The organism is Cellulomonas sp. B6 (genome assembly GCF_001462455.1).
Lineage (GTDB): Bacteria > Actinomycetota > Actinomycetes > Actinomycetales > Cellulomonadaceae > Cellulomonas.
Genome location: NZ_LNTD01000164.1, coordinates 19,821 through 44,737, shown reverse-complemented (window position 1 = coordinate 44,737; position 24,917 = coordinate 19,821). Strand labels below are relative to the sequence as shown.

Below are 24,917 nucleotides of genomic sequence, written 5' to 3'. Positions count from 1 at the left end.
CGACGACAGCGACCTGCTCGACGCGGTGCTCGCGCTCGTCGGGCCCGAGCGAGCCAGTCCCCCGGCGCTCTGGCTCCTGCTGCTCGACGCGGACGCACGTCCGCTCCCCGTCGTCCTCCCCCTGGTCGGCATCCCGCTCCAGCCGGAGCCGCGCGACGTCCGGCAGGTGATGGTCGCGATCGGCGACGTCCTCGCCCACGACGCCCCCGGAGGGTCGCTCGTGGTCGCGGTCGTACGGGCGGCCGGTGGGGACCGCGGGTCGTTCGAACGCACGTGGGAGCCCGCGCTGCGCGAGGCCGCCGCGGACCGCGGGATCACGGTCAGGGCGGTGCTGGCGGTCGGTGAGCACCGTGCGAGGGTCCTGCGGAGCTGACCCGCTCCGCCGCGACGCCACAGCTCGACGGCCCCGCGACCCTCCGCACGAGGGTGCGGAGGGTCGCTCCCGTGGGTCGACCGGTCAGCGACCGGGCGCTGCCGGGCGGGCGGTCACCGGGCGTCCGCGTCCGCGAGCTCGGGCGGCCAGACGACGGCGAACCGCTCGCAGACGATCTCGTCGCTCTCCGACCACGTCGCGCCCCGCGCTGCGCACGTGCGGGTCCAGTAGATGCGGTGCTCGCGGCGCCAGCTCTCGAGCGACCGGTCGTCCTCGCCCTCGGCGTACGCGAAGTCGGCGTCGACCTGGTCGAACGTGAGGATGCGCAGGTCCGTGCTGCGGATGACGATCGCGGGCGCGCCCGTGCTGTCGCACGCGATCCAGTGGCTCCCGACACGCGGCAGCTCGTCACCCCGCGCGCGGTACTCGCTGGTCAGCTCGGCGGTCCCGCGCTTCGGGCCGTGCGTCACGGTGCGCAAGAGCTGGTCCGCCAGGCGCGGGTTGTCGCCGAAGTACTCGACCGTGTAGTCGGAGCACGCCGCGACGGCGGCCGGGTGGGCGGCCGCGTAGGCGGCCCAGAACGCGTCGGCCGCGGCACGGTCGACCGGGGGCAGGGCGGTGGGCTGGTCCTCGTGGGGCATGCCGCCCACGCTACGGACGCGCCGACCGCGGGGACGAGCGCATACCTCGTCGGCGCGGCGTGACGGTCGTCTCACGACGGGCACGCGCTCCTCCGTCGGGGACCACGTGCCGTCGAGGCCGACGTGCCGACTACCCACGTGCCGACGACTCAGCGCGCTGCCCTGCACGACCTCCGCCCCGCGCTACCTCCGCCCCGCGCGCCCACCTTGCCGCCGCCTCAGGCGGGCCCGGGCGCCGCGTCGTCGATCGCCGCGAGCTGCTCGAGCGTCGGCTCCCAGAGTGCCGACGCGACGTTCGATCGGACCTGCTCGGAGGTGCGTGCGCCCGAGATGATGGACGCGACGCCGGGCTGGGCGGCCAGGCCGCCGAGTGCGAGCGTCGGCAGGTCGATCCCCCAGTCCTGCGCGAGCGCCGCGAGCGCCTCGATCCGGTCGAAGTCCGCCGCCGCGAGCCGCTGCGGCATCCGCGACAGGCGGCTGCCCTCGGGTGCGTCCTGACCACGTCGGTACTTGCCGGTCAGCAGGCCGGAGGCCAACGGGACGTACGGCAGGATCCCCACGCCGACCTGCTCGGCCGCGGGCACCAGCTCGGCCTCGGCCGTGCGGTCCAGGAGGTTGTAGCGGTTCTGCGCGGACACGAACGGTGTCGTGCCCGCCGAACGTGCTGCCCAGTCGGCGTCCACGACCTGCCACGCGGCGAAGTTCGAGGAGCCGACGTAGCGGACCTTGCCCTCGACCACGAGCTCGTGCAGCGCCGCGAGGGTCTCCTCGATCGGCGTACCGACGTCCGGCGCGTGCAGCTGGTAGAGGTCCACGTGGTCGGTGCCCAGGCGCCGCAACGAGCCCTCGATCGCACGCCGCACGTAGCGCCGCGAGCCGCGCGCGCCCCAGTCGGCGCCGTTGAGCCCGCCGACGTCCATGCCGAACTTCGTCGCCACGACGACGTCGTCGCGGCGCCCGCGCAGCGCGGCGCCCAGCAGCTCCTCGCTCTGGCCGGGGACGCCGCCGTACACGTCCGCGGTGTCGAAGAACGTCACGCCCGCGTCCAGCGCCGCGCCGACCACGTCGGCCACGCCGTCCGGCGCGAGCGTCGCACCGAACGTGTTGCACCCCAGCCCTGCCGTGGACACCGTCAGGCCGCTGTCGCCGAGTCGGCGGTACGTCATCGTCATGGGCCCAGCCTAGGCACGTGACCACGGCGTCCGCCCGCGTCACCGTGCTCCCCCGGCTCCCCCGGCCCCGACGCGCGCCCTCCGTCGGGAACTGCCACAGTGGGTGTTCACCAGACCTTCACCGCGGGCAGGAACATCGCCGTACCGACCCGCGTTGACGAACAGGAAGCAGAACGATTCGATCAATCCGGCGGGGCGCGAGCCGCCGGAGCCACACGGCACGGAGGTCCACCATGGCCAACAGGTCCCTGCGCGGCATGCGCATCGGGTCCCACAGCATGGAGACCGAGCAGGGCGTCGACTTCGCCCCTCGTCTCCAGGCGTACTACGACTGCCCCAACGGGCACACGATCATCCTGCCGTTCTCGGTCGAGGCGGACGTCCCGGTGGTGTGGGAGTGCCGCTGCGGCACCGAGGCGCTGCTGCGCGACGCGTCCAAGCCCGAGGTGAAGGCAGGCAAGCCGCCGCGCACGCACTGGGACATGCTGCTCGAGCGTCGCACGGTCAACGAGCTGCAGGAGCTGCTCGACGAGCGGCTCGACCTGCTGCGTGCGGGAAAGCTGCGCCGCAGCGCCTGACGCGCACCCCGCGACCAGCCGTCACGACGCCCCCCGGTGCCTGCGCCGGGGGGCGTCGTGCTGTTCGCGTCCTGACGCCCGGGGGTGCTCCCGACGCCTCGGCGTCAGGCCGGGCCCTCCGGCCGGTCGGCGCGGCGCAGGCGCGCCGCGCCGACCATGCCGGCGAGCGTGACCCAGACGGCCAGCGCGCACGTCACGCGCGCCGGCCAGTCCCCCGCGCGTGCCGCCGGCGTCAGGGAGTCGCGCAGCGGCAGGTCGGCGATCATCTGCTCGGCGGTGAACAGGTCGGTGCTCTGGGTGACCACGCCGTTGGGGGCGATGACGGCGCTCACCCCGACGGTCGAGATCTGCACGGTCGCGCGGCCGAGCTCGACGGCGCGCAGCCGGGCCATCGCGAGCTGCTGGGTCGACTCGTCCGACCACCCGAAGGACGCGTTGTTGGTCTGGACGACGAGGACCTCTCCGCCCTGCGTGACGGACTCGCGCACGATCGCGTCGTACGCGACCTCGAAGCAGATGACGTCCCCGAGCACGACGGTGCGGCCGAGCCGCTCGGAGTCCAGCGGGATCACCCCGGGCTTCGTGCCGGGGATCATGTCCTGCGTCACGAGGTCGACCGCCGAGGAGAAGTGGCGCACGAACGACCGCATCGGGATGTACTCCGCGAACGGCGCCGGTCGCTGCTTGGAGTACGTCGCGACCGGCCCGACGCCCGGCTCCCACAGCACGGCGGTGTTGTACCGACCGCCGGACTCCGGGTACTGCACCGTGCCCACGAGCAGCGGTGCCGCGACCTCACGGGCGACGCCGTCGATGAGCCCGGCCGCCTCGGCGTCGACCTGCGGGTCGATGTCGCTGCCGTTCTCGGGCCACAGCACGACGTCGAGGTCGCCGGGCGCCGTGCGCTCCAGCAGCGCGCGCGTCCCGGTGACGTGGTTGTCGAGGACCTGGCGCCGCTGACCGAACGCGTCGAGCCGTCCCGGCTCGGGCACGTTGCCCTGGACCGCACCGACGCGCAGCGTCCCGGTCTGCGCCGCCGTGTCCAGCGGGATCAGCAGCGAGCCCACAGCCAGGGCCCCGACGACGAGCAGCGGCACCAGCGTCCGGACGAACGCCACCTGCCCCGCCGCGAGCGCCGCCCGCGCGATGAGCAGACCGGCCCCCGCGACGACCGCGCTCAGCAGGGGCGTGCCCCCGAGCCACATGTACGCCGACAGCAGCGAGTCGGCCTGCGAGAAGGCCAGTCGTCCCCAGGGGAAGCCCCCGAACGGCCAGCTCGAGCGCAGCTCCTCCATGCCGACCCACAGCACCACGAACACGAGCAGCTGCCACCAGCCGCTGCGCCACACCGCGTGACCGCGGCGGGCCCACGCCCACGCCGCGCCGAACAGGGCGATGTACGACGCCTCGAGGACGGTGAGCGCGAGCCACGGCACGAGGCCGACGGCCTCGTCGGCCCACGTGATCATCGGGCCGAAGCACGCCAGGCCCCACACGAACCCCACGAGCGCGTTCCAGCGTGCGGAGTCGCGCCGCAGTGCGAGGTAGAGCAGCGCCATGCCCACCGGGGCGAGCAGGCTCCAGCCCGGGTCCGGGAACGCGAGGCGCGTGAACCACCCGCCGGCCGCTGCGAAGACGAGGGTCAACCAGCGGGCGGACGGCGGGAGAGGCACCGCAGCAGGGTACGTCAGCGGCGCGGGCGCCCGGCGGAGCGGGTGCCCGGCGACGCGAGTGTCCTGCGGCGCTGCGCGCCCCCGCTCCGACCGACCGGCCCGCGCGCCCTTCGTACCGGCGAGGCGGAGCCTGCCGTTCTCTGTTGGACGCGCGGGCCCGGTCGGAGCTCATGCGGCGCGGCGCCGATGCAGGCCTCGTGAGTCCCCCCGGCGCCCGCGACGGCGGGCCACTCGCGAAACTACCCGCCTCGGCACCACTGTCAAGGGGACGTCTGGCCAGGTCAGGGAGATCGGCGCAGGTCAGGGCGTCCGGATTGCCGGGAGCGCGATCACGAGGCCCGGCGTGTCGCCCGCGTGTCGCGAACCGGCGCCTTCCGGACGCCCGATCGACTCCGGGTCGACACCCGGCCGACGGCGCACCGTCGGCCACGGTTCACCCGGACGTGGTGTCGACCGGGTGCCGCCTCAGTCCAGCGCGTCGTGCAGGACGACACCCCCGCGCACGGTGCGCAGGCACTGCGGGGCGGGTGCGTCGGGCGACAGGTCGGGAAGCAGGGGGCTCCCGGCGCGTGCGTCGGCGCTCCACGCGGACGTCCGCGACGCCTGCACCACGAGGTGCTCCGCGCGCCACACCGCGAGGTGCGCCGGCGCGCCCACGCGCAGCTCGCCGGCACCGGTGTGGTCGAGGCCGGCGAGGCGCCAGCCGCCGCGCGTCGCGGCACGGAACGCCGCACGCACCGAGATCCGCTGGTGCTCCTCGTGGTGCGACGCCGCGGCGCGCACCCCCGCCCACGGGTCCAGCGGGGTCACGGGCGTGTCGGAGCCGAGCGCGAGCGGGACGCCCGCGGCCGCGAGGTCCGCGAACGGGTTCAGCGCGGCGGCGCGTCCGGCGCCCAGCCGGTGCGCGTACATGCCGTCGGGTCCGCCCCACGCGGCGTCGAACGCGGGCTGCACCGACAGCCGCAGCCCGAGCAGGACGATCTGCGCGAGCGAGTGCGCGTCGACCATCTCGGCGTGCTCGACGCGGTGCCCGGCCGCGGCGATCGCGGCGGTCCCCTCGACGTCGGCGGCGGCCCGCATCCCGAGCAGGAGCTCGTCGAGCGCACGGTCGCCGATGACGTGGAACGCGGCGTGCGAGCCTGCGCGCGTCACGGCGGTGACGTGGTTGGCGATCTGCTCGGCCGTGAGGTGCAGCGTGCCCGTGACGCCGGGCGCGTCCGCGTACGCGTGCCGCAGCGCCGCGGTCCGCGAGCCGAGCGAGCCGTCGACGTTGAGGTCTCCCCCGATGCCCGTCAGCCCCGGGACGTCGGCGAGCAGGGCGCGCGCGTCGTCGGCGGTCACGCACGCCTCCGCGCGGTACCCCACGACGAGCGGCAGGCCGCAGGCCGCGTCGGCGGTGAGCGCGAGCAGCTGGCGCAGCCCGTCGCGGGTGTCGACGTGCGGCGCCGACTGCTCGTGGACCGACGCGATGCCGACCGTGGCCGCCTGCGCGAGCGCCGCGCGGTACAGACCCTCGCGCTCGTCGTCCGCGACCGCGAGGGCGACGTCGCGCGCCGCGTGGTGCGCCGCACCCTCGACCCGGCCGTCGTCGGACCACCCCGGCAGCGCGCGGAGGCCCGCGAGGTCCGCCAGCGCGCTCGACACGACCGCCGAGTGCACGTCGACGCGTGCGAGGTACACCGGGAGCCCCTGGCCCGCCGCGTCGAGCTCGGCCAGCGTGGGCGGTCGGCCCTCGGGCCACGCGCCCTCGTCCCAGCCGGTCCCGCGCACGGGGCGACGGTCGCCCGCCGCCCGCTCGGCCGCGACGCGCGCGACGGCGTCGAGCACGTCACCGACCCCCGCCACGCCGGCCTCGGCGCGCAGGTCGAGCCCGGCCGACGCGAGCGCCGTCTCCAGGAGGTGGACGTGCGCGTCGACGAACGCGGGGGCGACGAGGGCGCCCTCGAGCTCGACGACCTCGTCGACGCCGGCCACCAGCCCGTCCGCGGTGTCGTCCGAGCCCATCCAGGCCACGGTGCCGTCCTCGACGAGCAGGGCCTCGGCGAACGGGTCGGCGGGAGAGTGCACCACTCCGTGCCGGTACAGGGTCGAGCTCACATCCGGCAACGATAGGGCCGGATGCCCCAGGGCGCGGCCCGAGACCGGTCCCCGGGCGCCGTGACCTGCGCCTCAGCGGCACTGCCGGTCGCCACGAGGTGACCGCTCAGACCGCCGAGTACGCGACGACACCGCGGCGCAGCGCGACGACCGCCCGCTCGGCCGTCGTCCTCAGCCGTGCCGTGGGTGCCGCGCCCGCGACCTGGTCGAGCACGTCGATCACCTGCTTGCACCACCGCACGAAGTCGCCCGCGGCGAGGTCGGACCCGCGCAGCACCGCGTCCAGGCTGCGGCCGGCGGCCCAGCGGTGGATGGCCTCGACGAGCCCGAGGTCGAGCGGCTGGATCGTCTCCAGCCGGGCCGCGTGCTCGAGGTCCTCGAGCTGCGACCACGCGCGCACGGCCGCGTCGAGCGCACGTCCCAGCCGTCCGTCGGGCCCGCCGGGCACGCGGGCGTCCGCGTCGTCGTCGCGACGCGACCGGTACACGAGCGTCGAGACGGCGGCGGCGAGCCCCGGGACGTCGAGCTCGTCCCACACGCCGCGGCGCAGGCACTCCGCGAGCACGAGGTCGTTCTCGGCGTACAGCCGACGCAGCCACCGGCCGTCGGGCGTCACCACGAGCGTGCCGTCGGCGTCGTGGTCGAGGTAGCCCAGCGTCCGCAGCACGTCGCACGTGCGGTCGAACACCGCGGCGATCGATCCGGTCCGGCCCGAGATGCGCTGCACGAGCGTCGCGTGCTGGTCCCGCAGCCGCTCCCAGCGCTCGGCCCACCGCGCGTGGTCCTCGCGCTCGGGGCAGCGGTGGCACGGGTGGGCCCGCAGGTCGCGGCGCAGGGCCTCGAGCGCGGCGTCCTCGGACGCGGCGGACCGCGCCTGCGCGCGGCGTCCGCCGGGACGGCCCGCCGGCGTGAGCTCGAGGTCGTCGAGCCGCGTGCGCAGCCGCGCCGCGAGGTCCCGTCGTGCCGCGGGCACCCGCACCTGGAAGCCGCCGGGCACCTTGAGCCGCCCGATCGTGCGCAGCCCCGTGCCCACGTCGGCGACCGTGAGCCGCCGCACCTGGCGGTCGACCGTGAGCACCGTCGGTCGCGGACCGTCGAACCCGCCCGGGCCGCCAGGATCGACGACCACGGCGTGCTGGGCGCGCCGGCCGACGGGGATCTCGACGACGTCCCCGACCCGGAGCCCGTCGAGCGTGCGGGCGACGTCCGCTCGGCGCGACGCGGCGGCCTCCTTGGCGGCGCCGCGCTCGCGGTCCGTGATGGCCCGGCGCAGCGCCATGTACTCGGCGAAGTCGCCCAGGTGGCAGGTCATGGCCTCGGCGTAGCCCTCGAGCGCCTCGGCGTGGCTCTGCGCCTGCCGCGCCAGCCCCACCACGCCGCGGTCGGCCTGGAACTGCGCGAACGACGTCTCCAGGACCTCGCGCGCCCGGTCGCGACCGACCTGCGCGACGAGGTTGACGGACATGTTGTAGGTCGGGCGGAACGACGAGCGCAGCGGGTACAGCCGGCGCGACGCGAGCCCCGCGAGCTGCACGGGGTCGAGGCCGGGGTGCGCGACGACCACCGCGTGGCCCTCGGTGTCGATGCCACGGCGGCCGGCCCGGCCGGTGAGCTGCGTGTACTCCCCCGGTGTGACGTCGACGTGGCCGCTGCCGTCCCACTTCACGAGCTTCTCGAGCACGACGGACCGCGCGGGCATGTTGATGCCGAGCGCGAGCGTCTCCGTGGCGAACACGACCTTGACCCACCCGCGCGAGAACAGGTCCTCGACCGTCTCCTTGAACAGCGGCAGCATCCCGGCGTGGTGCGCGGCGACGCCCCGGACGGCGGACTCGACGAACTGGTCGTACCCCAGCACCGCGAGGTCCTCGGGCGGGATCGCGGCGCACCGCTCCTCGACGACGCGACGGATCTCGGCCTGCTCGCGGGGGTTCGTGAGCCGCACGCCCGCCCGCAGGCACTGCTCGACGGCCGCCTGGCACCCGGCGCGCGAGAAGATGAACACGATCGCGGGCAGCAGGTCGGCCTGCGCGAGCTCGTCGACCACGACGAACCGTGGCGCGGGGCGCACGCCCCCGGGCCCGCGGTGGCCGCCGCCCCGGCCGCGTCCGCCGCGGTCGCCCGGGCCCCGGCGCGGCGGCCCGTCGGGCGGCTGGCGGCGCAGCAGATGCGCGAGGTCGGGGTTGATGGGCGGGTCGACGCCCGGGTCGGTCGGGTCCACGTGCCCGGCGTACAGGTCGAGGAGCTGGTCGCCGACCATGACGTGCTGCCCGAGCGGCACCGGCCGGTGCTCGCTGACGACGACGGTCGTGTCGCCGCGAACGGTCGCGAGCCAGTCGCCGAACTCCTCGGCGTTCGACACCGTCGCGGACAGCGACACGAGCTGCACGTCGTCGGGCAGGTGGATGATCACCTCTTCCCACACCGGGCCCCGGAACCGGTCGGCGAGGTAGTGCACCTCGTCCATGACGACGTACCCGAGCCCCGTGAGCGCCGGTGAGCCGGCGTACAGCATGTTGCGCAGCACCTCGGTGGTCATGACGACGACGTCGGCGTCGCCGTTGACGTTGGTGTCGCCCGTGAGCAGGCCGACGCGGTCGGCACCGTGCACGCGCGCCAGGTCGGCGTACTTCTGGTTCGACAGCGCCTTGATGGGCGTCGTGTAGAACGCCTTGCGCCCCGCGGCGAGCGCGAGGTGGACGGCGAACTCCCCCACGACCGTCTTGCCCGCGCCCGTGGGTGCCGCGACCAGGACGCCGCTGCCCCGTTCGAGCGCGGCGCAGGCCTCGAGCTGGAAGTCGTCGAGCGGGAAGTCGTGCCGCTCGCGGAAGGTCGCGAGCTCGCCGCGGTCGGCCCCGGCACGGCGCCGCGCGGCGGCGTACCGCTCGGCGGGCGACGGCTCGGCGTCGGCGGGCCGGGCGGGTCGCGTCGACCCGTCGGAGGGTGCGGTGCTCGACGCGGTGCGGTGGCGGTGACGACGGGAGGGCACGCGCCCACCCTAGGCACGCCGCGGCACGACGCTAGCCGAGGACGCGCAGCGCGCCGGGCACGATCTCGACGTCCAGCGGCAGCGGGCCCAGCCGCTCCCCGTCGGCGAACGCGTCGGGCGGCGGCGGGCCGAGCGCGGGCGCGTGCTCGACGGTCACGTGGGTCCCGCGCAGCACCCGGACGCGCGGGTCGTGCACGTGGGTGCCGCGGTACAGCCGGGGGAACAGCCCGACGACACCCCGACGGGTCAGTGGGCCGGCGAGCAGGACGTGCAGCAGCCCGTCGTCGGGCGCCGCGTCGGGTGCCACGCGCAGCCCGCCCCCGAACCACGGCGTGCTGGCGACCGCCACGAGCGTGCCGGCTGAGTCCCAGGTGGTGCCGTCGACGCGCACGCGGTAGCCGTAGGGCCGTAGCGACGCGAGCTCGGGCACGAGCGCTCGGACGTACCGGGCGTGGCCGTGCGGCCAGCGCAGCGCGTTCGCACGTGCGTTGACGGCGGCGTCGATGCCGCAGGACAGCACGCCGACGTACCACTCGGGGCCTGTGCCCGCGCCCCGGACGACCCGGACCGCGTCGACGCGCCGGGGGCCCGCCCGCAGGGCGTGGTCGACGACGGCGACGGCGCGGTCGGCGTCGCCCCGGGGCAGGCCCAGGGCCCGGGCCACGTCGTTGCCGGTGCCGACCGCGACCACGCCCAGCGGCACCGCCGTCCCCGCGACGAGGTTCGCGCCGAGGTGCACCATGCCGTCCCCGCCGACGACGACCAGGGCGTCGAGCCCGGCGGTCACCGCCTGCCGTGCGCGGGCCGTCGCGCGCGCGAGGTCCGGCGCGGACAGGTCGTGCACGTCGTGGCCCGCGCGCGTCAGCAGACGGTGCGCCCGTGCGCCGACGATCCCGCCGCGTCCGCGCCCGGCCACCGGGTTGACGACGAGCCCGAGGCGGCTCACGCAGCGCCGGCCGCGGAGCCCCCGGCCCCGCGACGGGGGCGCACCACGTCGTCCTCGGGCGTGGTGCCGTCGAGCCGGGGCAGCCCCTGGGCGACGAGGCGCCGGTCCAGGCGGCGGTCGTGCAGGTGGCAGATCCCGATCGCCAGGAAGAACAGGATGCAGATCGGGATGGCCACGACGAGCATCGTGATCGCGTCGGGCGTGGGCGTCGCGACGGCCGCGAACGTGAACGCGATGACGACCGCCCACCGCCAGCCCGCCAGCCACGCGCGCGCCCGCACCAGGCCCGCGAAGTTCAGGGCGACCATCACGACCGGGAGCAGGAACCCGATGCCGAACGCGAGGACCACGCGCATGACGAAGCTGAGGTACAGCTGCGCGTCGACCCAGTTGGTGGTGTCGGCCGGGGCGAAGTCGGTGAGCAGCCGTACGGCGTTGGGCAGGGCCCAGAACGCGAGCCCGGCCCCGGCGAGGAACAGCGGCACGCCCGCGGTGATGAAACCCACCGCGTAGCCCCGCTCGCGGCGCGTCAGGCCGGGGGTGATGAACGCCCACAGCTGGTACATCCACCACGGGCTGGTGACGAGCACCCCGAGGAACAGGGAGACCTTGATCTGCACGTCGAACGGTGTGGCGACGCCCTGGAAGTTCAGGGACACGGTGCCGCCGCGGCGTGCGGCGACGTCGAGGATCGGCTGCTGCAGCAGGTGGAAGACGGGCTCGTAGAAGAACCAGCCGGCGACGGTGCCGACCACGAGCCCGACGGCGGCCAGCGTGAGACGCCGGCGCAGCTCCCGCAGGTGCGCGCGCAGCGGCATCCGGCCGCCGTCGGCGGCGGGCTTGCGGGTCACGGTCGGTTCAGGAGCGCGGCGCGGCGGGCGGTGCGGGCGGCGGCGGAGGGACCTCGGAGCCGTCCGGCGCGGTGCTCGCGACGGGGTCGGGTGCGGTGCTCGTGCTCGCGGGCCGCGCGGCGCCGGGCTCGGCGGGTGCGGACGTCGACGTCCCGTCGCCGGTGAGGTCCTGCATCTCCTTCTTGAAGATCTTCAGCGACTGCCCCATGCTCCGGGCCACACCCGGCAGTCGGTTCGCGCCGAACAGCAGCAGGACGACGACGAGCAGGATGACGGCGTGCGTCGGGGTGAGCCTCATGACGAGTCCGTTCCCTCGGATGGGTGGCGGTGCTGACCGGGTGAGTCTACGTGGTGGACCCCCGCTGTCGAAGCGCTTCGCCCCGTTGCGCCGGAATCCGTGGCGCCGGCCGCCGGCGGCTCAGCCGAACCAGCGGCGCGACGCGTCCGCCACCGTCTCGCGGTGACGCGTGCGCCGCCGCGCGCGCCGAACCCGCCGCAGCGCGCGCAGCTCCTCGACGCGCGCCCCGAGCTCGTCCAGGTCCGCACCGAGCGCCGGACGCGCCTCTCCCTGCGCGGCGCGCGCCCGCGCCTCGAGCTCGGCGGCGTGCGCGGACACCTGCTCGGCGACCTCGCCCGCGCGGGCCAGCTCCTCCCCGAGCCCCACGAGCGAGCGCCAGAGCCGGCGGCCGAGCAGGAACGCCCCGCCGAGCGTGCCCAGGACCAGCAGGGTCCACACGGTGAACCAGAGCACGTCAGCCCTCCTCCGCGTCCAGCAGCGGCGTGTACGCGTCCAGCGCCGCGCGTGCGGCCGCCGCGGTGTCCCGGGCGACCCGCTCGGGCCGGACGTCGAGCACGTCGTCGGCGACCTGCAGCAGCAGGTGCCGCAACCAGGCCGGCTGCACGACGCGCAGCTCGACGTCGAACGAGCCGTCACCGCGCTCGTGCGTGCGCTCCACGGGCACGGACTCCGCGACCCAGCGCGCGCGCCCGGCCAGCCGCACCGTCACGAGCTCGCCCGACGCGTCGGGCTGGAACACGTCGGCGTCGGCCGTGACGTCGTGGGGCTGCGCCGCGTCGGGCAGCACGGTGGCCTCGACGACCCGGTCGAGCCGGAAGCGCCGCTCGGCGTCGGCCGCGAGCGACCACGCGAGCAGGTACGAGCGCTCGTCCTCGCTCACGAGGCGCACGGGGTCCACGTCGCGCTCGGTGAGGACGTCGGACGCGTCGACGTACCGCAGCCGCAGGCGGCGTCGCTCGGCCAGCGCCGTGCCGATCGCGGCCGCGACCGCCGGTGCCGCGCCGACCTGCAGCTCGACCTCGACCGGGACGGCGGCCGCGGCGTCACCGGTGGCGGCCTGCACCTTCGCGAGCACCGAGTCCAGCGCGGCCGCGCGGTCGGCGTCGAGCGCGGGACGCAGGGCCGCGAGCGAGCGCAGCGCCGCGAGGAGCGCCACGCCCTCGCGCGGGCCCAGCCGCAGCGGACGCGTCATGCCGCGCGACTCGGTCAGCCGCACCACGCCCTGCTCGTACGACGCGGCGTCGAAGTCGATGAGGTCGTCGGGCAGGTACCCGGGCGTGCCCGTCACCCACAGCGTGTCGACGTCGGCCATCACCTGCTCGGGCGCCACGCCGAACTGCGCGGCGAGCTGCTCGACCGGCACCGCGTCGTGCCGCTCGAGGTAGGCCACGATCCCCAGCATCCGCACGAGGCGGTCGCTCGCGCGCTCAGGCACCCCGCACCTCCTCGACCGCCGCGACGTCGTGCACGGCACGCTCCCCCGGCCGGTCGAGCCGCGCCGCGACGCGCAGCATCCCGACCACCTGGTCGCGCACGTCCGCGGGGGCCAGCACGACCACGGCGTCGCCGTACCCGACGACCTCCTCGGCCAGCTCCCAGCCGAGCCGGTACGGGACCGCCACGAGCTCACGTCCCTCGAGGACGCGGTCGGCACCCGCCGGCAGCGCGGCGTCCTGCGGCACGGCGACGGCGCGCGCCCGCAGCGCACCCGCGCGCTCCGGGGTCACGGCCAGCAGCGCGGTGCGCTCGGGACCGTCGCCGACCCACGCGCGCGACGCCTCGGCCAGCTCCTCGGGGGTCGGCGGTGTGAAGCCGCCCGCAGGCCCCAGCGGGCGTACGCCCCCGCGGATCCGGCTGAGCCGGAACGATCTGCTCGCGTCCCGGTCCCGGTCACGGGCGAGCAGCACCCAGCCGCCGCGGCGCGCCAGCAGCTTCCACGGCTCGACCCGACGCTCGCGGACCTCTCCGGTCGTGGCCGCGTGGTACGTGAAGCGCACGGCCTGCCGGTTCTGGACGGCGTCGACGAGCGGACCGAACGCGTCGCCGCCCGCGCGGACACGGGGCGCGAGGCCCGCGACGAGGTCGGCCGCACCCGGCTCCGCGCCGACCGCGCGCAGCTTGGTCAGCGCGCGCGTCGAGTCGGCGCGCAGGGACTGGTCCTGCCACACCTGCGCGGCCAGCGCGAGGACGCCGAGCTCGGCGGCCGTCAGCTCGACCGCGGGCAGCGACCAGTGCTCGACGTCGATGCGGTACCCGATGTCGTCACCGTGCCCGGCGTGCGTGACGGTGAGCACCGGGATGCCCAGGTCGCGCAGCGTGTCCTTGTCGCGCTCGAACATCCGCTCGAACGCGTCGTCGGAGCGAGCGTCGCGGTACCCGGCCACGGACGAGCGCACCTGCTCCTTCGTCATCCGGCCCGTGGTGTTGACCAGGGCGATGACGAGGTTGAGCAGGCGCTCGGCGGGTGGGATCGCGGGGGGCATCGGGCACCACGGTAGTCGCAGCGGGCGCCCCGCCCGACCCGGTGACGTGCGGCGCGCCGGTAGCGTGGGCGCGTGATCGCGTGGCGTGCCGGAGTCGTGACGGAGTGCCGGGCCCGGTGGGACGGTGCCTGCGAGTCGACCGTGGAGCTCGAGGGCGAGGACCGCACGGTCCGCGCGCTGTCGTACCCCCAGCTCGTGGGCGAGGTCGTGCCGGGTGCGCGCGTGCTGCTCAACGTGACCGCGCTGGTCCGCGGGCTGGGCACCGGCGGGTACGCGCTCGTCGTGGCCCGCACCGACGCGCTCGTGCCCGACCCGCTGCCCGGGCCCGGACACCTGGTCAAGGCCCGCTACACGCCGTTGCAGGCGATGGTCCTGGGGGTCGACGACCAGGAGTCCCCGCACCACGAGGCGCTGCGGGACGCCGACGACCTCGCCGGGATGCCCGTCGTGGTCGCGGACCTGCACTCCGCGCTGCCCGCCGTGGTCGCCGGTGCGCGCGCCGCGGCCGCGGCCGCCGGCCGCCCCGTACCGCGCGTCGTGTACGTCATGACCGACGGCGGAGCGCTGCCGGCGTGGTTCTCGCGCGCGGTCGACGGCCTGCGGAGCGCCGGCTGGATCGACGCGTGCGTCACCACGGGTCAGGCGTTCGGCGGCGACCTCGAGGCCGTCACCGTCCACACCGGGCTGCTCGCGGCCCGCCACGTGCTCGACGCCGACCTCGTGGTCGTCGCTCAGGGCCCCGGCAACCTCGGCACCGGGACCCGCTGGGGCTTCTCGGGCGTCGCGGCAGGCGAGGCCCTCAACGCGGCCGCGACCCTCGGGGGTCGGCCCGTCGCGTCGCTGCGGGTCTCGGGCGCCGACGCGCGCGAGCGCCACCTCGGTGTGTCGCACCACTCGTCGACCGCCTACGGGCGGGTCGCGCTCGCGCCGTGCGACGTCGTGGTCCCGGACTTCGCGGCCTCGCTCCCGGGGACGCCGCAGGACCTCCTGGCCGAGCCCGGCACGGGAGCGTGGCAGGTGCTCGCGGACCGCGTGGGCGCCCAGGTCGCCGCGCTCGTGGCGCCGCAGGGACGGCATCGCGCGGTGCGTGTGACGGCGGACGACGCGCTGCTCGACGCGCTGCGCGGCTCCCCCGTGACGCTCTCGACCATGGGTCGGCGGCTCGACGCGGACCCCGCAGCCTTCCTCGCTGCGGCGGTCGCCGGTGTGCACGCGGTGCGGTCGGCGCCGGTCTGACGGTCTCCGGTACCCGGGCGCCCCGGGTGCCCGGGGGTGTGTGGTCCCGGGCGTCGCCGCGGCGGGGTCAGTCGTCGCGCGGGGTCGCGGTGCGGCGGGCGACGAGCGTCGCGAGGCGGCGGGCCTCCTGCTCGGCGAACGCGCCGTCCGCGCGCTGCACGCCCATGACGGCGAGCGTGTCCCCGTCGGCCAGGTCGAGCTGCACCCACGCCCGGCCCTCACCGAAGCGCACCGACACGATCTGCGCCCAGTCGACGTGCGTCGTCACCAGCAGGTTCCGCACGACGATCCCGGTCGCGTCGGGCACGGCCCGCACGGACGCCTGACGCCAGCAGAACCACGCGATGAGGAGCCCGAACAGCACGAACCCGGTCTGGTCGAGCGGTGCGAGCCCCGGCATGGTCAGCACCAGCACCGCCGTGAGCGCGAGCACGACGACGGCCACCGCGAGCGTCACGACGCGCGCGAGGCGCGGGCGGAACGGTGCGGCGAGCGCGTCGTCGGGCGTGGGCACGTCAGATCCGGCAGGCGAGGATGGACGTCACGAGGATCGCGCGCGCGCCGACGTCGTACAGCGCGTCCATGACGCGGTTGGTCTGGCTGCGCGGGACCATCGCGCGCACGGCGGCCCACTCGCCGTTGTGCAGCGGCGACACCGTGGGCGACTCGAGCCCGGGCGTGATCGCCACCGCGTCGTCGACGAGGTGCAGCGGCACGTCGTAGTCCATGAGGACGTACTCGCGGGCCGTCAGCACGCCCTGCAGGCGCCGTGTGAGGGTGTCGAGGCCCGCGGGCTGGTCGACGTCGGCGCGCCGGATCAGCACGGCCTCGGAGCGCAGGATCGGCTCGCCGAAGACCTCGAGCCCCGCGGCACGCAGGGTCGAGCCGGTCTCGACGACGTCGGCGATGACGTCCGCGACGCCGAGGCGGATCGCTGACTCGACGGCCCCGTCGAGGCGCACGACGGCCTCGGGCTCGATGCCGCGCTCACGCAGGTAGGCGGCGACGAGCTCGGAGTACGAGGTCGCGACGCGCAGCCCGGCGATCTGCCGGGCGTCGGTCAGCCGCCCCGCGGCGCCGGCGAACCGGAACGTGGAGCGCGCGAAGCCGAGCGGCAGGTGCTCGACGGCCTCGGACGCGGAGTCGATGAGCAGGTCACGGCCGGTGATGCCGACGTCGACGGTCCCGGCGCCGACGTACACGGCGACGTCGCGGGGACGCAGGAAGAAGAACTCGACGTCGTTGTCCGGGTCGGGCAGCACGAGCTCGCGCGAGTCGCGGCGCTGGCGGTAGCCCGCCTCGCGCAGCATGTCGGCGGCGGGCTCCGACAGGGAGCCCTTGTTGGGGACGGCGATCCTCAGCACGGTGTCCTCGGGTGGTTCGGTGGGGTGTGGCGGGGGCGCGTCACAGGTGCGTGTAGACGTCCTGCAGCGTCAGGCCCTTGGCGAGCATGAGCACCTGCAGGTGGTAGAGCAGCTGGGAGATCTCCTCGGCGGCGCGCTCGTCGGACTCGTGCTCGGCGGCCATCCAGACCTCGGCGGCCTCCTCGACGATCTTCTTGCCGATGGCGTGCACGCCGGCGTCCAGCTCGGCGACCGTGCCGGAGCCCGCGGGGCGGGTCGTGGCCTTGTCGGACAGCTCGGCGAACAACGCGTCGAAGGTCTTCACGACCGACCAGCCTAGACGGGCGACGTGGTGGGTCGCGTCGCCGTCCACGTCCGCGGACGCGCGCGGGCGTCAGGCGGTCGGGACGCGTTCCGCCACGGCGTCGGTCGCGGCGGCCGCGTCGCGGGCGCGCCACCACACGACGAACCCGTAGAGGACGACGGCCCCGTAGACCGCGTAGAGCACGGCCGACGGGTAGTACCCGGCGGACAGCAGCAGCGGGACGCCGACCGCGTCGACGGCGATCCAGATGAGCCAGAACTCGATCCAGCCGCGCGCCATGCCGTACGTCGCGAGCATCGAGCCGACGAAGATCCACGCGTCCGCCCAGGGGCCCCACGACCCGAGCGCCGAGAACACGGCCGCGAAGACCGCCGTGCCCACGACCGCGACCGAGCCGATGAGGACCCACCCCCTCCGCCCGGCCCAGCGCGGCACGACGGCGGGGGCGTCGGCGTCGCCGCCCGCGGCCGCGGCCGCGGCCCGCTGCGCACCGCGCCAGCGCACCCAGCCGTACACGGACACGATGACGAAGAACACCTGCCGGCCCGCCTGCCCGTACAGGTCGGTCTGCTGCGGGGTGTGGAACACGCCGCCGAGGAACACCGTGAACAGCAGGACGTTCCCCACGACGCCCACGGGCCACGCCCACACGCGGCGCCGCAGGCCGCCGACCGCGGCCGCGAGGCCGAACAGGTTGCCGACGATCTCGCGCCAGAGCACGTCGTACCCCGCGACCGTCAGGGTCGCGTCGAAGAGCCAGCCGAGCGGGCCCACGTCACAGCCCCCGCAGCGCCAGGACGGTCGCGACAGCGGCCTGCGCGGCCTCGGCGCCCTTGTCCTCGTGGGACCCGGCCAGGCCGGCGCGGTCGAGCGCCTGCTGCTCGTCGTCGCACGTGAGCACGCCGAAGCCGACGGGCACGCCCGTGCGCACCGCGACGTCGGTGAGGCCCACCGTCGCGGCCTGGCACACGTACTCGAAGTGCGGCGTGCCGCCACGGATCACGACGCCCAGCGCCACGACCGCGTCGGCGTCCTGCGCGGCACGCGCCGCGGCCACGGGCAGCTCGAACGTGCCCGGCACGCGCACGACGCGCACGTCGGTCACCCGCGCGTCGTCGAGCGCGCGCCGCGCCCCGGCGATCAGGCCGTCCATGACGGTCGTGTGCCAGCTCGCGGCGACGACCGTGACGCGCAGCCCCGTGCCGTCGACGTCCAGGGTGGGCGATCCTGCGCCGCTCATGCCAGCTCCTCCAGGGGGTCGAACGCGTGGTCGGTGGTGTCGGTGCCCACGGGAGCGGGCGCGGCGTGCACGGGGGCGACGGGCACCGGGTCGACCCGCACGGGGTCGCCGGGCGCCGGGGTCGCGGACGCACCGGAGCCGTCCGGTGCGTCGTCGAGGTGCAGCAGGTGCCCCATGGTCGTGGCCTTGGTGCGCAGGTAGGCCTCGTTGTGCGGGGTGCGCCCCACCTCGAGCGCGCGCACCTGCGTGACCTCGACGCCGTGCGCGCGCAGGCCCGTGACCTTGGCGGGGTTGTTCGTCAGCAGGCGGACGCGGCGCGCGCCGAGGTCCGCGAGGATCGCGGCGGCCGCGCCGTACTCGCGCCGGTCCGCGGGCCAGCCGAGGTCGACGTTCGCCTCGACGGTGTCGCGGCCCGCGTCCTGCAGCGCGTACGCCGCCACCTTCGCGAGCAGCCCGATCCCCCGCCCCTCGTGCCCCCGCAGGTAGACGACCGCGCCGCCCTCCGCGGCGGCGATCCGCAGCGCCGCGTCGAGCTGCGGGCCGCAGTCGCACCGGGCGGAGCCGAACGCGTCGCCCGTGAGGCACTCGGAGTGCACGCGCACCGCCGGCTCGTCGACGAGGCCCGAGGCCGCCACGAGCGCGACGTGCTCGTCGCCCGTGCGCAGGTCGCGGTACCCGTGCACCCGGAACTCGCCGTGCGCGGTCGGCAGGGACGCGGTGTGCGTCGCGTGCACGCGCGGCTGCTCCGGGGCGGTCCCGGCGGCGGGCGCGACGTCGTCGTGCGCGAGGCGCCACGCCTGCAGGTCCGCGATCGTCAGCAGCACCAGGCCCGCCTCGGCGGCGATCGCCGACGCCTCGGGCAGGCGCACCATGCGACCGTCGTCCCGCACGAGCTCGGCGATCGCCCCCACGGCCTCCAGGCCGGCCAGCCGGCACAGGTCGACCGCGGCCTCGGTGTGCCCCGCCCGGTGCAGCACGCCGCCGGGCACCGCGCGCAGCGGCAGCACGTGCCCGGGGCGGATCAGGTCGCCGCGGCCCGACGCCGGGTCCGCCAGCACGCGCAGCGTGCGCGCCCGGTCGGCCGCCGAGATGCCCGTCGTCACGCCCGTCGCCGCGTCGACCGTCACGGTGTACGCCGTGCGGCGCGGGTCCTGGCTGCTGGGCACCATGAGCGGCAGGTCGAGTGCGTCCGCGCGCTCGGCCGGCATCGGCGCGCACAGGTACCCCGACGAGCGACGGATCGTCCACGCGACCCACTCGGGCGTCGCGGACTGCGCCGCGAGCACGACGTCCGCCTCGTCCTCCCGGTCCGCGGAGTCCGCGACGAGCACGGGACGCCCCGCGCGCAGCGCGTCGAGCGCCTCCTCGACCGTGCCCAGACGGACCTCGCCGTCCGCCGTCACCGTGCCACCCCCGACGTCGCGAGCAGCCGCTCGGTGTACTTCGCGAGCACGTCGACCTCGAGGTTCACGGTCGCGCCCGGTGCCAGGCTCCCCAGCGTCGTGACCTCGAGCGTCGTCGGGATCAGGGAGACCCCGAACACGTCGTCCCCCACGTGCGTCACCGTCAGCGACACGCCCGACACCGCGATCGAGCCCTTCTCCGCCACGTACCGCGCGAGCGCCGGGTCGAGGCCGATCTCGACCTCGTCCCACCGCGGCCCCGGGCGGCGCGAACGCACCACGCCCACACCGTCGACGTGCCCCTGCACGACGTGCCCGCCGTACCGACCACCCACCGTCAGCGCCCGCTCCAGGTTCACCCGGTCGCCCGCCCCCAGCCCGCCCAGCGCCGAGCGCCGCAGCGTCTCCGGCATGACGTCAGCAACGAACGTGCCGTCCCCCGGCAGCTCCGCGACCGTCAGGCACACCCCGCTCACCGCGATCGAGTCCCCCAGGTGCGCGTCGGACGTCACCAGGTCGCCCCGCACCCGCAGCCGCGCGTCCGCCTCCGCACCACCACCGGGCTCCAGCGCGACGACCGTGCCCAGCTCCTCGACGATGCCCGTGAACATCAGCGCTCCTCCTGCGACGTGGCCGCCGCGTGCGCGGCCGACCGGGGTTCGGGGGTCGCGACGACCAGCACGTCGGGACCCAGCGGGTGCACCTCGCGCGGCACCAGCCGCACGGCGTCGCCGATCGAGCGCACGCCCAGGTCGCCCAGCGCGGCCGGCCCGGTGCCGAGCAGCACCGGGGCCACGTACGCGTGCACCTCGTCGACCAGCCCCGCCGCGACGAACGCCGCCGCCAGCGTCGGCCCGCCCTCGACCAGCACGTGCCGCACCTCCCGCGCGTGCAGCGCCGCCAGCACCCGTGCGGGGTCGTGCGTGCGCAGGTGCACCAGCTCGCCGCCCGGGCCGCGCAGCCGCGCACCCTCCGGGACGTCACGGAGGCCGACGACCACCCGCAGCGGCTGGTGCTCGACGAGGGACCCGTCACCCGTCCGGGCCGTCAACGACGGGTCGTCCGCCAGCGCCGTGCCCGTCCCCACGACGATCGCGCCGACCTCGGCGCGCAGCCCGTGCGCGTGCCGGCGTGCGACGTCCGACGTGATCCACCGGCTGCTGCCGTCCACGGCCGCGACCCGCCCGTCGAGCGACGCCGCGAGCTTCAGCGTCACGAACGGCCGGCCCCGCGTCACCGCCGGCAGCCACGCCCCCAGCGCCGCCACGCCCTCGTCCGCGAGCACGCCCCTCACGACCTCGACCCCCGCCTCGTGCAGGCGCGCCGCTCCCCCGGACGCCACCGGGTTCGGGTCCTCGACCGCCACGACCACCCGCGCGACGCCCGCCGCCAGCAGGGCCAGCGAGCACGGACCGGTGCGCCCCACGTGGTCGCACGGCTCCAGCGTCACCACCGCCGTCGCACCGTGCACGTCCGCACCGCGCTCGCGGGCGTCGGCCAGCGCGGCGACCTCGGCGTGCGGCGTCCCCGCGCCGCGGTGCCACCCCTCGCCCAGGACCGCGCCGTCCGGGGACAGCAGGACGCAGCCGACCCGCGGGTTGGGGCCCAGCGGCCCGCGGGCCGCGAGCTCGAGCGCGTGCGCCATCGCGGCCCGCTCGTGCGGACGGACGTCCGCCACGGTCGTCGCGCTCATGCCCCGCACCTCCGTCGCCTCGGCGGGCTCCGGGGTGCACGGGCGTACGACGCACCGTCACGGCGCGCGCAGGGGCGCACCGTGCACGCGTCTCCTCCCATCCGGACTTTCACCGTCGGTCCTGGAGTTCCACCAGGTCAACCGCTCGCCCCTCGCGGGGCTCACGGGTCGCGGACTGTCACCGCCGGCTCGGACTTTCACCGACCCCGGAGCACGTGTGTGTTCTGCAACGATGATGCCACAGCGGCCATTCCCGCCACGCGCACGGTCCGGAACCGCGCGGCGCGGCCCCGTGACACGCGGTGGGCGGGCCTCAGGCCTCGGTCGTCGGGTGCGCGGCGAGCGTCCGCAGGGTCGCGATCTCGGCCGCCACGTCGGGCGCGCCGTAGACGGCCGAGCCCGCCACGAAGACGTTCGCGCCGGCCCGCGCGATGCGGCCGATCGTGTCACGCGACACGCCGCCGTCCACCTGCACCCACGTGTCCGCGCCGGCCGCGGTGATCGCCGCGCGCGTCCGCTGCACCTTCGCGAGCGTGCCCTCGATGAACGCCTGCCCGCCGAACCCCGGCTCGACCGTCATCACGAGCACCATGTCGATCTCGGCCAGCAGGTCCAGGAACGGCTCGACGGGCGTCGCCGGACGCAGCGCGACCGCCGCGCGGACGCCGCCTGCCCGCAGCTCGCGCGCGAGCCGGACCGGCGCCTGCGTCGCCTCCGCGTGGAACGTCACGGACCGCGCTCCCGCCTCGGCGTACTGCGGCGCCCAGCGGTCCGCGTCCTCGACCATGAGGTGCACGTCGAGCGGCACCGGGCTGACCTCGGCGATCCGCCGCACGACCGGCAGGCCGATCGTCAGGTTCGGCACGAAGTGCTGGTCCATGACGTCGACGTGCGCGTAGTCGGCGGTCGCGATCCGCTGCAGGTCGCGCTCGAGGTTGACGAAGTCCGCGGACAGGATGCTCGGGTTGATCAGCACGGGTGCCACGAGCCCACCGTACCGAGGCGCGGGGTCCTCGGCGCGCGCCGCTCCCCCGCGGGCAAGGCGCGCTCAGAGGCGGCGGAGCAGCGTGAGGTGCATCGCGTCGGTCCCGTGCACGTGCGGCCACAGCTGCACGTCACGGCGGCCCGCGACCGGTTCCCACGACGGAGCTACCTGCGCGACGACGGGCGCGGCGTCCAGGACCTCGACGGGCGTGCCGGAGCGCTGCGCCGCGCGCACCGCGTCGTGGACCACGAGCTGCGTCTCGGCCAGGTGCGGCGAGCACGTCACGTAGCCCACGACGCCACCGGGGCGCACCGCGGCCACCGCCGACGCGAGCAGCTCGCGCTGCAGCGCGCTCAGGGTCGCGAGGTCGGCGGGCGTCCGCCGCCAGCGGGACTCGGGACGGCGCCGCAGCGCGCCCAGGCCCGTGCACGGCGCGTCGAGGAGGACGCGGTCGTACGACGCCGGCTCGAGGCGCCCGACCTCGCGGCCGTCACCGGTACGCACCTCCTCGACCGCGGCGGCGGGCACGGCGCGCAGCGACTGCGAGACCAGCCGCGCACGGTGCGGCTGCAGCTCGTTGGCGACGACGCGCGCACCCCGCTGCGCCGCGAGGGCGGCCAGCAGAGCCGCCTTCCCGCCGGGGCCCGCGCACAGGTCCAGCCACCGTGCGTCGGTGCCCTCGACGGGCGCGGCGACCAGTGCCAGCGTGACCAGCTGCGAGCCCTCGTCCTGCACCCCGGCGCGGCCGTCACGCACGGCGCGCGCCGTGCCCGGGTCGCCGCTCGCGAGCACGAACGCGGTGGGCACGAGGCCCGCAGCGGCGATCTCGGCCTGCGCCGCGAGCTCGGCCTCCTCGACCAGCCCCGGCCGTGCGACGAGCGTGACGCGCGGCGGCGCGTTGTCGGCCGCGAGCAGAGCGCCCAGCTCGTCGGCGCCGCGACCCGACCCGACGAGCGACTCGCGCAGCGCCCGCACGACCCACGCCGGGTGGCTCTCGACGGCCGCGAGCCGTGCGGTCGCGTCCGTGCCCGCCGGGTCGGCCGCGTCGCCCACGACCTGCAACCACTCGTCGAGGGACCGCTCGGAGACCCGTCGCAGCACGGCGTTGACGAACTGCGCCGCACCCGCCCCCACGCGTCCACGGGCGAGCGCGACCGTCTCGGACACCGCTGCGTGCGACGGCACGCGCATGCCCAGGAGCTGGTGCGCGCCGAGCCGCAGCACGTCCAGCACCGGGCCGTCCACCTGGTCGAGCGGCCGGGACGAGGCGTGGCCGAGCACGGCGTCGTACCGGCCGCGCAGCCGGAGCGTGCCGTAGGCGAGCTCGGTGGCGAACCCCGCGTCCCGGCCCGTGACGCCGCGCTCGCGCAGCAACGGGGGGAGCACGAGGTTCGCGTACGCGTCGGAGTCCGCGACGGCGCGCAGCGCGTCGAAGGCGGCGCCGCGTGCGGGGTCACCCGCACGCGCACGCTGCGACGGGGCAGCGGTCGTGCGACCCGTGCGGCCCTCGGAGCGGGCGGCGCCGCGCTGGCGCCCCCGCGGGTCTCGACGTGCGTCGGGCTCGCCGCGGCGCGGACCGCGGTCCTCGCCGCGCCCCTCGCCCCGAGGCCGGCGCTCCTGCGGGCTCACGCCTCGACCTCCACGTCGGTACCGGTGTCATCTCCCAGGACTGTGCCGGGCGCGAGCCGGGCGCCACGCGCCCAGTCCGCGGCGGGCACGGCACGCTTGCCCGGCGCCGTGACGTCGCCGAGCCGGACCGCACCGACGCCCGTGCCGACCAGCACCTCGCGCTTGTCGGCACGCAGCTCACCGGGGCGCAGGTCGGTCACGTCGGCCACGACGCGCACGGGCCCCAGTCCCAGCCGCTGGCCGTCGGGCAGCGTCGTCCAGGCCCCGGGCGCGGGGGTGCAGCCCCGGATGCGCCGGTCGACGACGTGCGCGGGGTGCGTCCAGCGCACCCGCGCGTCCTCGGGCGTCAGCTTCGGCGCGTGGCTGACGCCGTCGTGCGGCTGCGGCACGGACTGCAGCGTGCCGTCCTCCAGCGCGTCGAGCGTGCGCACCAGCAGCTCGGCTCCCGCGACGGACAACCGCCCCAGCAGGTCGCCCGAGGTGTCGGTCGGTCGGATCGTCTCCGTCAGCGTGCCCAGCACGGGACCGGTGTCCAGCCCCTCCTCGATGACGAACGTCGACGCGCCCGTCACCTCGTCGCCCGCCATGAGCGCGCGCTGCACCGGCGCGGCGCCACGCCACGCGGGCAGGACCGAGAAGTGCAGGTTGACCCACCCGTGCGTGGGCACCGTGAGCAGGTCCGCCGGCACGAGCACGCCGTAGGCGACCACGGGTGCCGCGTCGACCCGCAGGTCCCGCAGCTGCGCCGCGACCTCGGGGTCGCGCAGCGTGCGCGGCGTGAGGACGTCCAGCCCGTGCTCGCGCGCGAGCGCCGCGACGGGCGACGGCTGCCGGGTCCGGCCGCGCCCGACCCGGGCGTCGGGCCGCGTGAGCACGGCGACCACCTCGTGGCGGGAGGCGAGCAGGGCCTCGAGCGAGGGCACGGCGGCCGCGGGACTCCCCGCGAAGAGCAGACGCATGGG

Annotated in this window: 25 protein-coding genes and 1 riboswitch; of the genes, 3 read left to right on the top strand and 22 right to left on the bottom strand. The window is 76.2% G+C overall.

Features of this window, described 5'->3' with window-relative positions; translation table 11 throughout:
- Window positions 1-373: hypothetical protein (locus ATM99_RS19425; RefSeq protein ID WP_223305119.1), on the top strand; the 373-nt coding region annotated here is incomplete at its 5' end.
- Window positions 374-486: 113 nt separating this feature from the next.
- Here ATM99_RS19425 and ATM99_RS14475 read toward each other — a convergent pair.
- On the bottom strand, window positions 487-1,014 hold the full coding sequence (locus ATM99_RS14475; RefSeq protein ID WP_062103576.1) for an ASCH domain-containing protein: 528 nt from the start codon (window positions 1,012-1,014) through the stop codon (window positions 487-489).
- Window positions 1,015-1,232: 218 nt separating this feature from the next.
- A complete protein-coding gene (locus ATM99_RS14470) occupies window positions 1,233-2,180 on the bottom strand; it encodes an aldo/keto reductase (protein WP_062103575.1) in 948 nt (315 codons plus the stop codon).
- 239 nt (window positions 2,181-2,419) lie between these two features.
- Between ATM99_RS14470 and ATM99_RS14465 the strand changes: the two genes are divergently transcribed.
- The gene (locus ATM99_RS14465; protein WP_046528400.1) at window positions 2,420-2,764 is read left to right on the top strand and encodes an RNA polymerase-binding protein RbpA; all 345 of its coding nucleotides are present in this window, start codon (window positions 2,420-2,422) and stop codon (window positions 2,762-2,764) included.
- A 104-nt stretch (window positions 2,765-2,868) separates the two neighbouring features.
- Here ATM99_RS14465 and lnt read toward each other — a convergent pair whose 3' ends face one another.
- The 9 genes from lnt to ATM99_RS14420 form a co-directional block, all read right to left on the bottom strand.
- Window positions 2,869-4,437 carry an apolipoprotein N-acyltransferase gene (gene lnt, locus ATM99_RS14460; RefSeq protein ID WP_062103571.1) on the bottom strand — a complete coding sequence of 523 codons (1,569 nt, stop codon included), beginning with the start codon at window positions 4,435-4,437 and terminating at the stop codon, window positions 2,869-2,871.
- A 465-nt stretch (window positions 4,438-4,902) separates the two neighbouring features.
- Window positions 4,903-6,534, bottom strand: a complete 1,632-nt coding sequence (locus ATM99_RS14455) for an amidohydrolase (protein ID WP_062103570.1) — start codon at window positions 6,532-6,534, stop codon at window positions 4,903-4,905.
- A gap of 106 nt (window positions 6,535-6,640) precedes the next feature.
- Window positions 6,641-9,523: an RNA helicase gene (locus tag ATM99_RS14450; protein ID WP_062103569.1), complete on the bottom strand. Its 2,883-nt coding sequence runs from the start codon at window positions 9,521-9,523 to the stop codon at window positions 6,641-6,643.
- Window positions 9,524-9,554: 31 nt separating this feature from the next.
- Window positions 9,555-10,469: a diacylglycerol kinase family protein gene (locus ATM99_RS14445; RefSeq protein WP_062103568.1), complete on the bottom strand. Its 915-nt coding sequence runs from the start codon at window positions 10,467-10,469 to the stop codon at window positions 9,555-9,557.
- Window positions 10,466-11,287, bottom strand: a complete 822-nt coding sequence (tatC, locus tag ATM99_RS14440) for a twin-arginine translocase subunit TatC (RefSeq protein WP_062103574.1) — start codon at window positions 11,285-11,287, stop codon at window positions 10,466-10,468. Before tatC ends, ATM99_RS14445 begins: the two co-directional genes overlap by 4 nt.
- A 40-nt stretch (window positions 11,288-11,327) precedes the next feature.
- Window positions 11,328-11,618 carry a twin-arginine translocase TatA/TatE family subunit gene (tatA, locus tag ATM99_RS14435; RefSeq protein ID WP_062103567.1) on the bottom strand — a complete coding sequence of 97 codons (291 nt, stop codon included), beginning with the start codon at window positions 11,616-11,618 and terminating at the stop codon, window positions 11,328-11,330.
- A 120-nt stretch (window positions 11,619-11,738) separates the two neighbouring features.
- On the bottom strand, window positions 11,739-12,071 hold the full coding sequence (locus ATM99_RS14430; protein WP_062103566.1) for a hypothetical protein: 333 nt from the start codon (window positions 12,069-12,071) through the stop codon (window positions 11,739-11,741).
- Between the two features lies 1 nt (window position 12,072).
- Window positions 12,073-13,053 (bottom strand): YafY family protein, encoded by a 981-nt coding sequence (locus ATM99_RS14425; RefSeq protein WP_062103565.1) that lies wholly within the window; start codon window positions 13,051-13,053, stop codon window positions 12,073-12,075.
- Window positions 13,046-14,101 carry a YafY family protein gene (locus ATM99_RS14420; RefSeq protein ID WP_062103564.1) on the bottom strand — a complete coding sequence of 352 codons (1,056 nt, stop codon included), beginning with the start codon at window positions 14,099-14,101 and terminating at the stop codon, window positions 13,046-13,048. The genes ATM99_RS14425 and ATM99_RS14420 overlap by 8 nt, the downstream gene beginning before the upstream one ends.
- 72 nt (window positions 14,102-14,173) lie before the next feature.
- Here ATM99_RS14420 and ATM99_RS14415 point away from each other — a divergent pair, with 72 nt between their 5' ends.
- Window positions 14,174-15,337, top strand: a complete 1,164-nt coding sequence (locus tag ATM99_RS14415; RefSeq protein WP_062103563.1) for a DUF3866 family protein — start codon at window positions 14,174-14,176, stop codon at window positions 15,335-15,337.
- Between the two features lie 67 nt (window positions 15,338-15,404).
- Here ATM99_RS14415 and ATM99_RS14410 read toward each other — a convergent pair whose 3' ends face one another.
- From ATM99_RS14410 to fmt, 11 genes are all read right to left on the bottom strand, one after another.
- Window positions 15,405-15,851: a PH domain-containing protein gene (locus ATM99_RS14410; RefSeq protein WP_062103562.1), complete on the bottom strand. Its 447-nt coding sequence runs from the start codon at window positions 15,849-15,851 to the stop codon at window positions 15,405-15,407.
- A 1-nt stretch (window position 15,852) separates the two neighbouring features.
- Complete coding sequence (gene hisG / locus ATM99_RS14405; protein WP_062103561.1) at window positions 15,853-16,701, bottom strand: ATP phosphoribosyltransferase; 849 nt, start codon at window positions 16,699-16,701, stop codon at window positions 15,853-15,855.
- A 40-nt stretch (window positions 16,702-16,741) separates the two neighbouring features.
- Window positions 16,742-17,005: a phosphoribosyl-ATP diphosphatase gene (locus tag ATM99_RS14400; protein ID WP_046530525.1), complete on the bottom strand. Its 264-nt coding sequence runs from the start codon at window positions 17,003-17,005 to the stop codon at window positions 16,742-16,744.
- Between the two features lie 69 nt (window positions 17,006-17,074).
- Entirely contained in the window at window positions 17,075-17,779 is a 705-nt protein-coding gene (gene pnuC / locus ATM99_RS14395; RefSeq protein ID WP_062103560.1) for a nicotinamide riboside transporter PnuC, read from the bottom strand.
- Between the two features lies 1 nt (window position 17,780).
- On the bottom strand, window positions 17,781-18,245 hold the full coding sequence (gene ribH, locus ATM99_RS14390) for a 6,7-dimethyl-8-ribityllumazine synthase (RefSeq protein WP_062103559.1): 465 nt from the start codon (window positions 18,243-18,245) through the stop codon (window positions 17,781-17,783).
- Window positions 18,242-19,648, bottom strand: coding sequence for a GTP cyclohydrolase II (gene ribA, locus ATM99_RS14385; protein WP_223305117.1), 1,407 nt, complete (start codon window positions 19,646-19,648; stop codon window positions 18,242-18,244). Before ribA ends, ribH begins: the two co-directional genes overlap by 4 nt.
- Window positions 19,645-20,259: a riboflavin synthase gene (locus tag ATM99_RS14380; RefSeq protein ID WP_062103558.1), complete on the bottom strand. Its 615-nt coding sequence runs from the start codon at window positions 20,257-20,259 to the stop codon at window positions 19,645-19,647. The genes ribA and ATM99_RS14380 overlap by 4 nt, the downstream gene beginning before the upstream one ends.
- Entirely contained in the window at window positions 20,259-21,341 is a 1,083-nt protein-coding gene (gene ribD, locus ATM99_RS14375) for a bifunctional diaminohydroxyphosphoribosylaminopyrimidine deaminase/5-amino-6-(5-phosphoribosylamino)uracil reductase RibD (protein WP_062103557.1), read from the bottom strand. The genes ATM99_RS14380 and ribD overlap by 1 nt, the downstream gene beginning before the upstream one ends.
- A gap of 85 nt (window positions 21,342-21,426) precedes the next feature.
- A riboswitch (FMN riboswitch) is annotated at window positions 21,427-21,560 on the bottom strand.
- Between the two features lie 94 nt (window positions 21,561-21,654).
- Complete coding sequence (gene rpe, locus ATM99_RS14370) at window positions 21,655-22,326, bottom strand: ribulose-phosphate 3-epimerase (RefSeq protein ID WP_062103556.1); 672 nt, start codon at window positions 22,324-22,326, stop codon at window positions 21,655-21,657.
- A gap of 63 nt (window positions 22,327-22,389) precedes the next feature.
- The gene (locus tag ATM99_RS14365; RefSeq protein WP_062103555.1) at window positions 22,390-23,955 is read right to left on the bottom strand and encodes an RsmB/NOP family class I SAM-dependent RNA methyltransferase; all 1,566 of its coding nucleotides are present in this window, start codon (window positions 23,953-23,955) and stop codon (window positions 22,390-22,392) included.
- A complete protein-coding gene (gene fmt, locus ATM99_RS14360; protein WP_062103554.1) occupies window positions 23,952-24,914 on the bottom strand; it encodes a methionyl-tRNA formyltransferase in 963 nt (320 codons plus the stop codon). Before fmt ends, ATM99_RS14365 begins: the two co-directional genes overlap by 4 nt.
- Window positions 24,915-24,917: the final 3 nt, after the last annotated feature.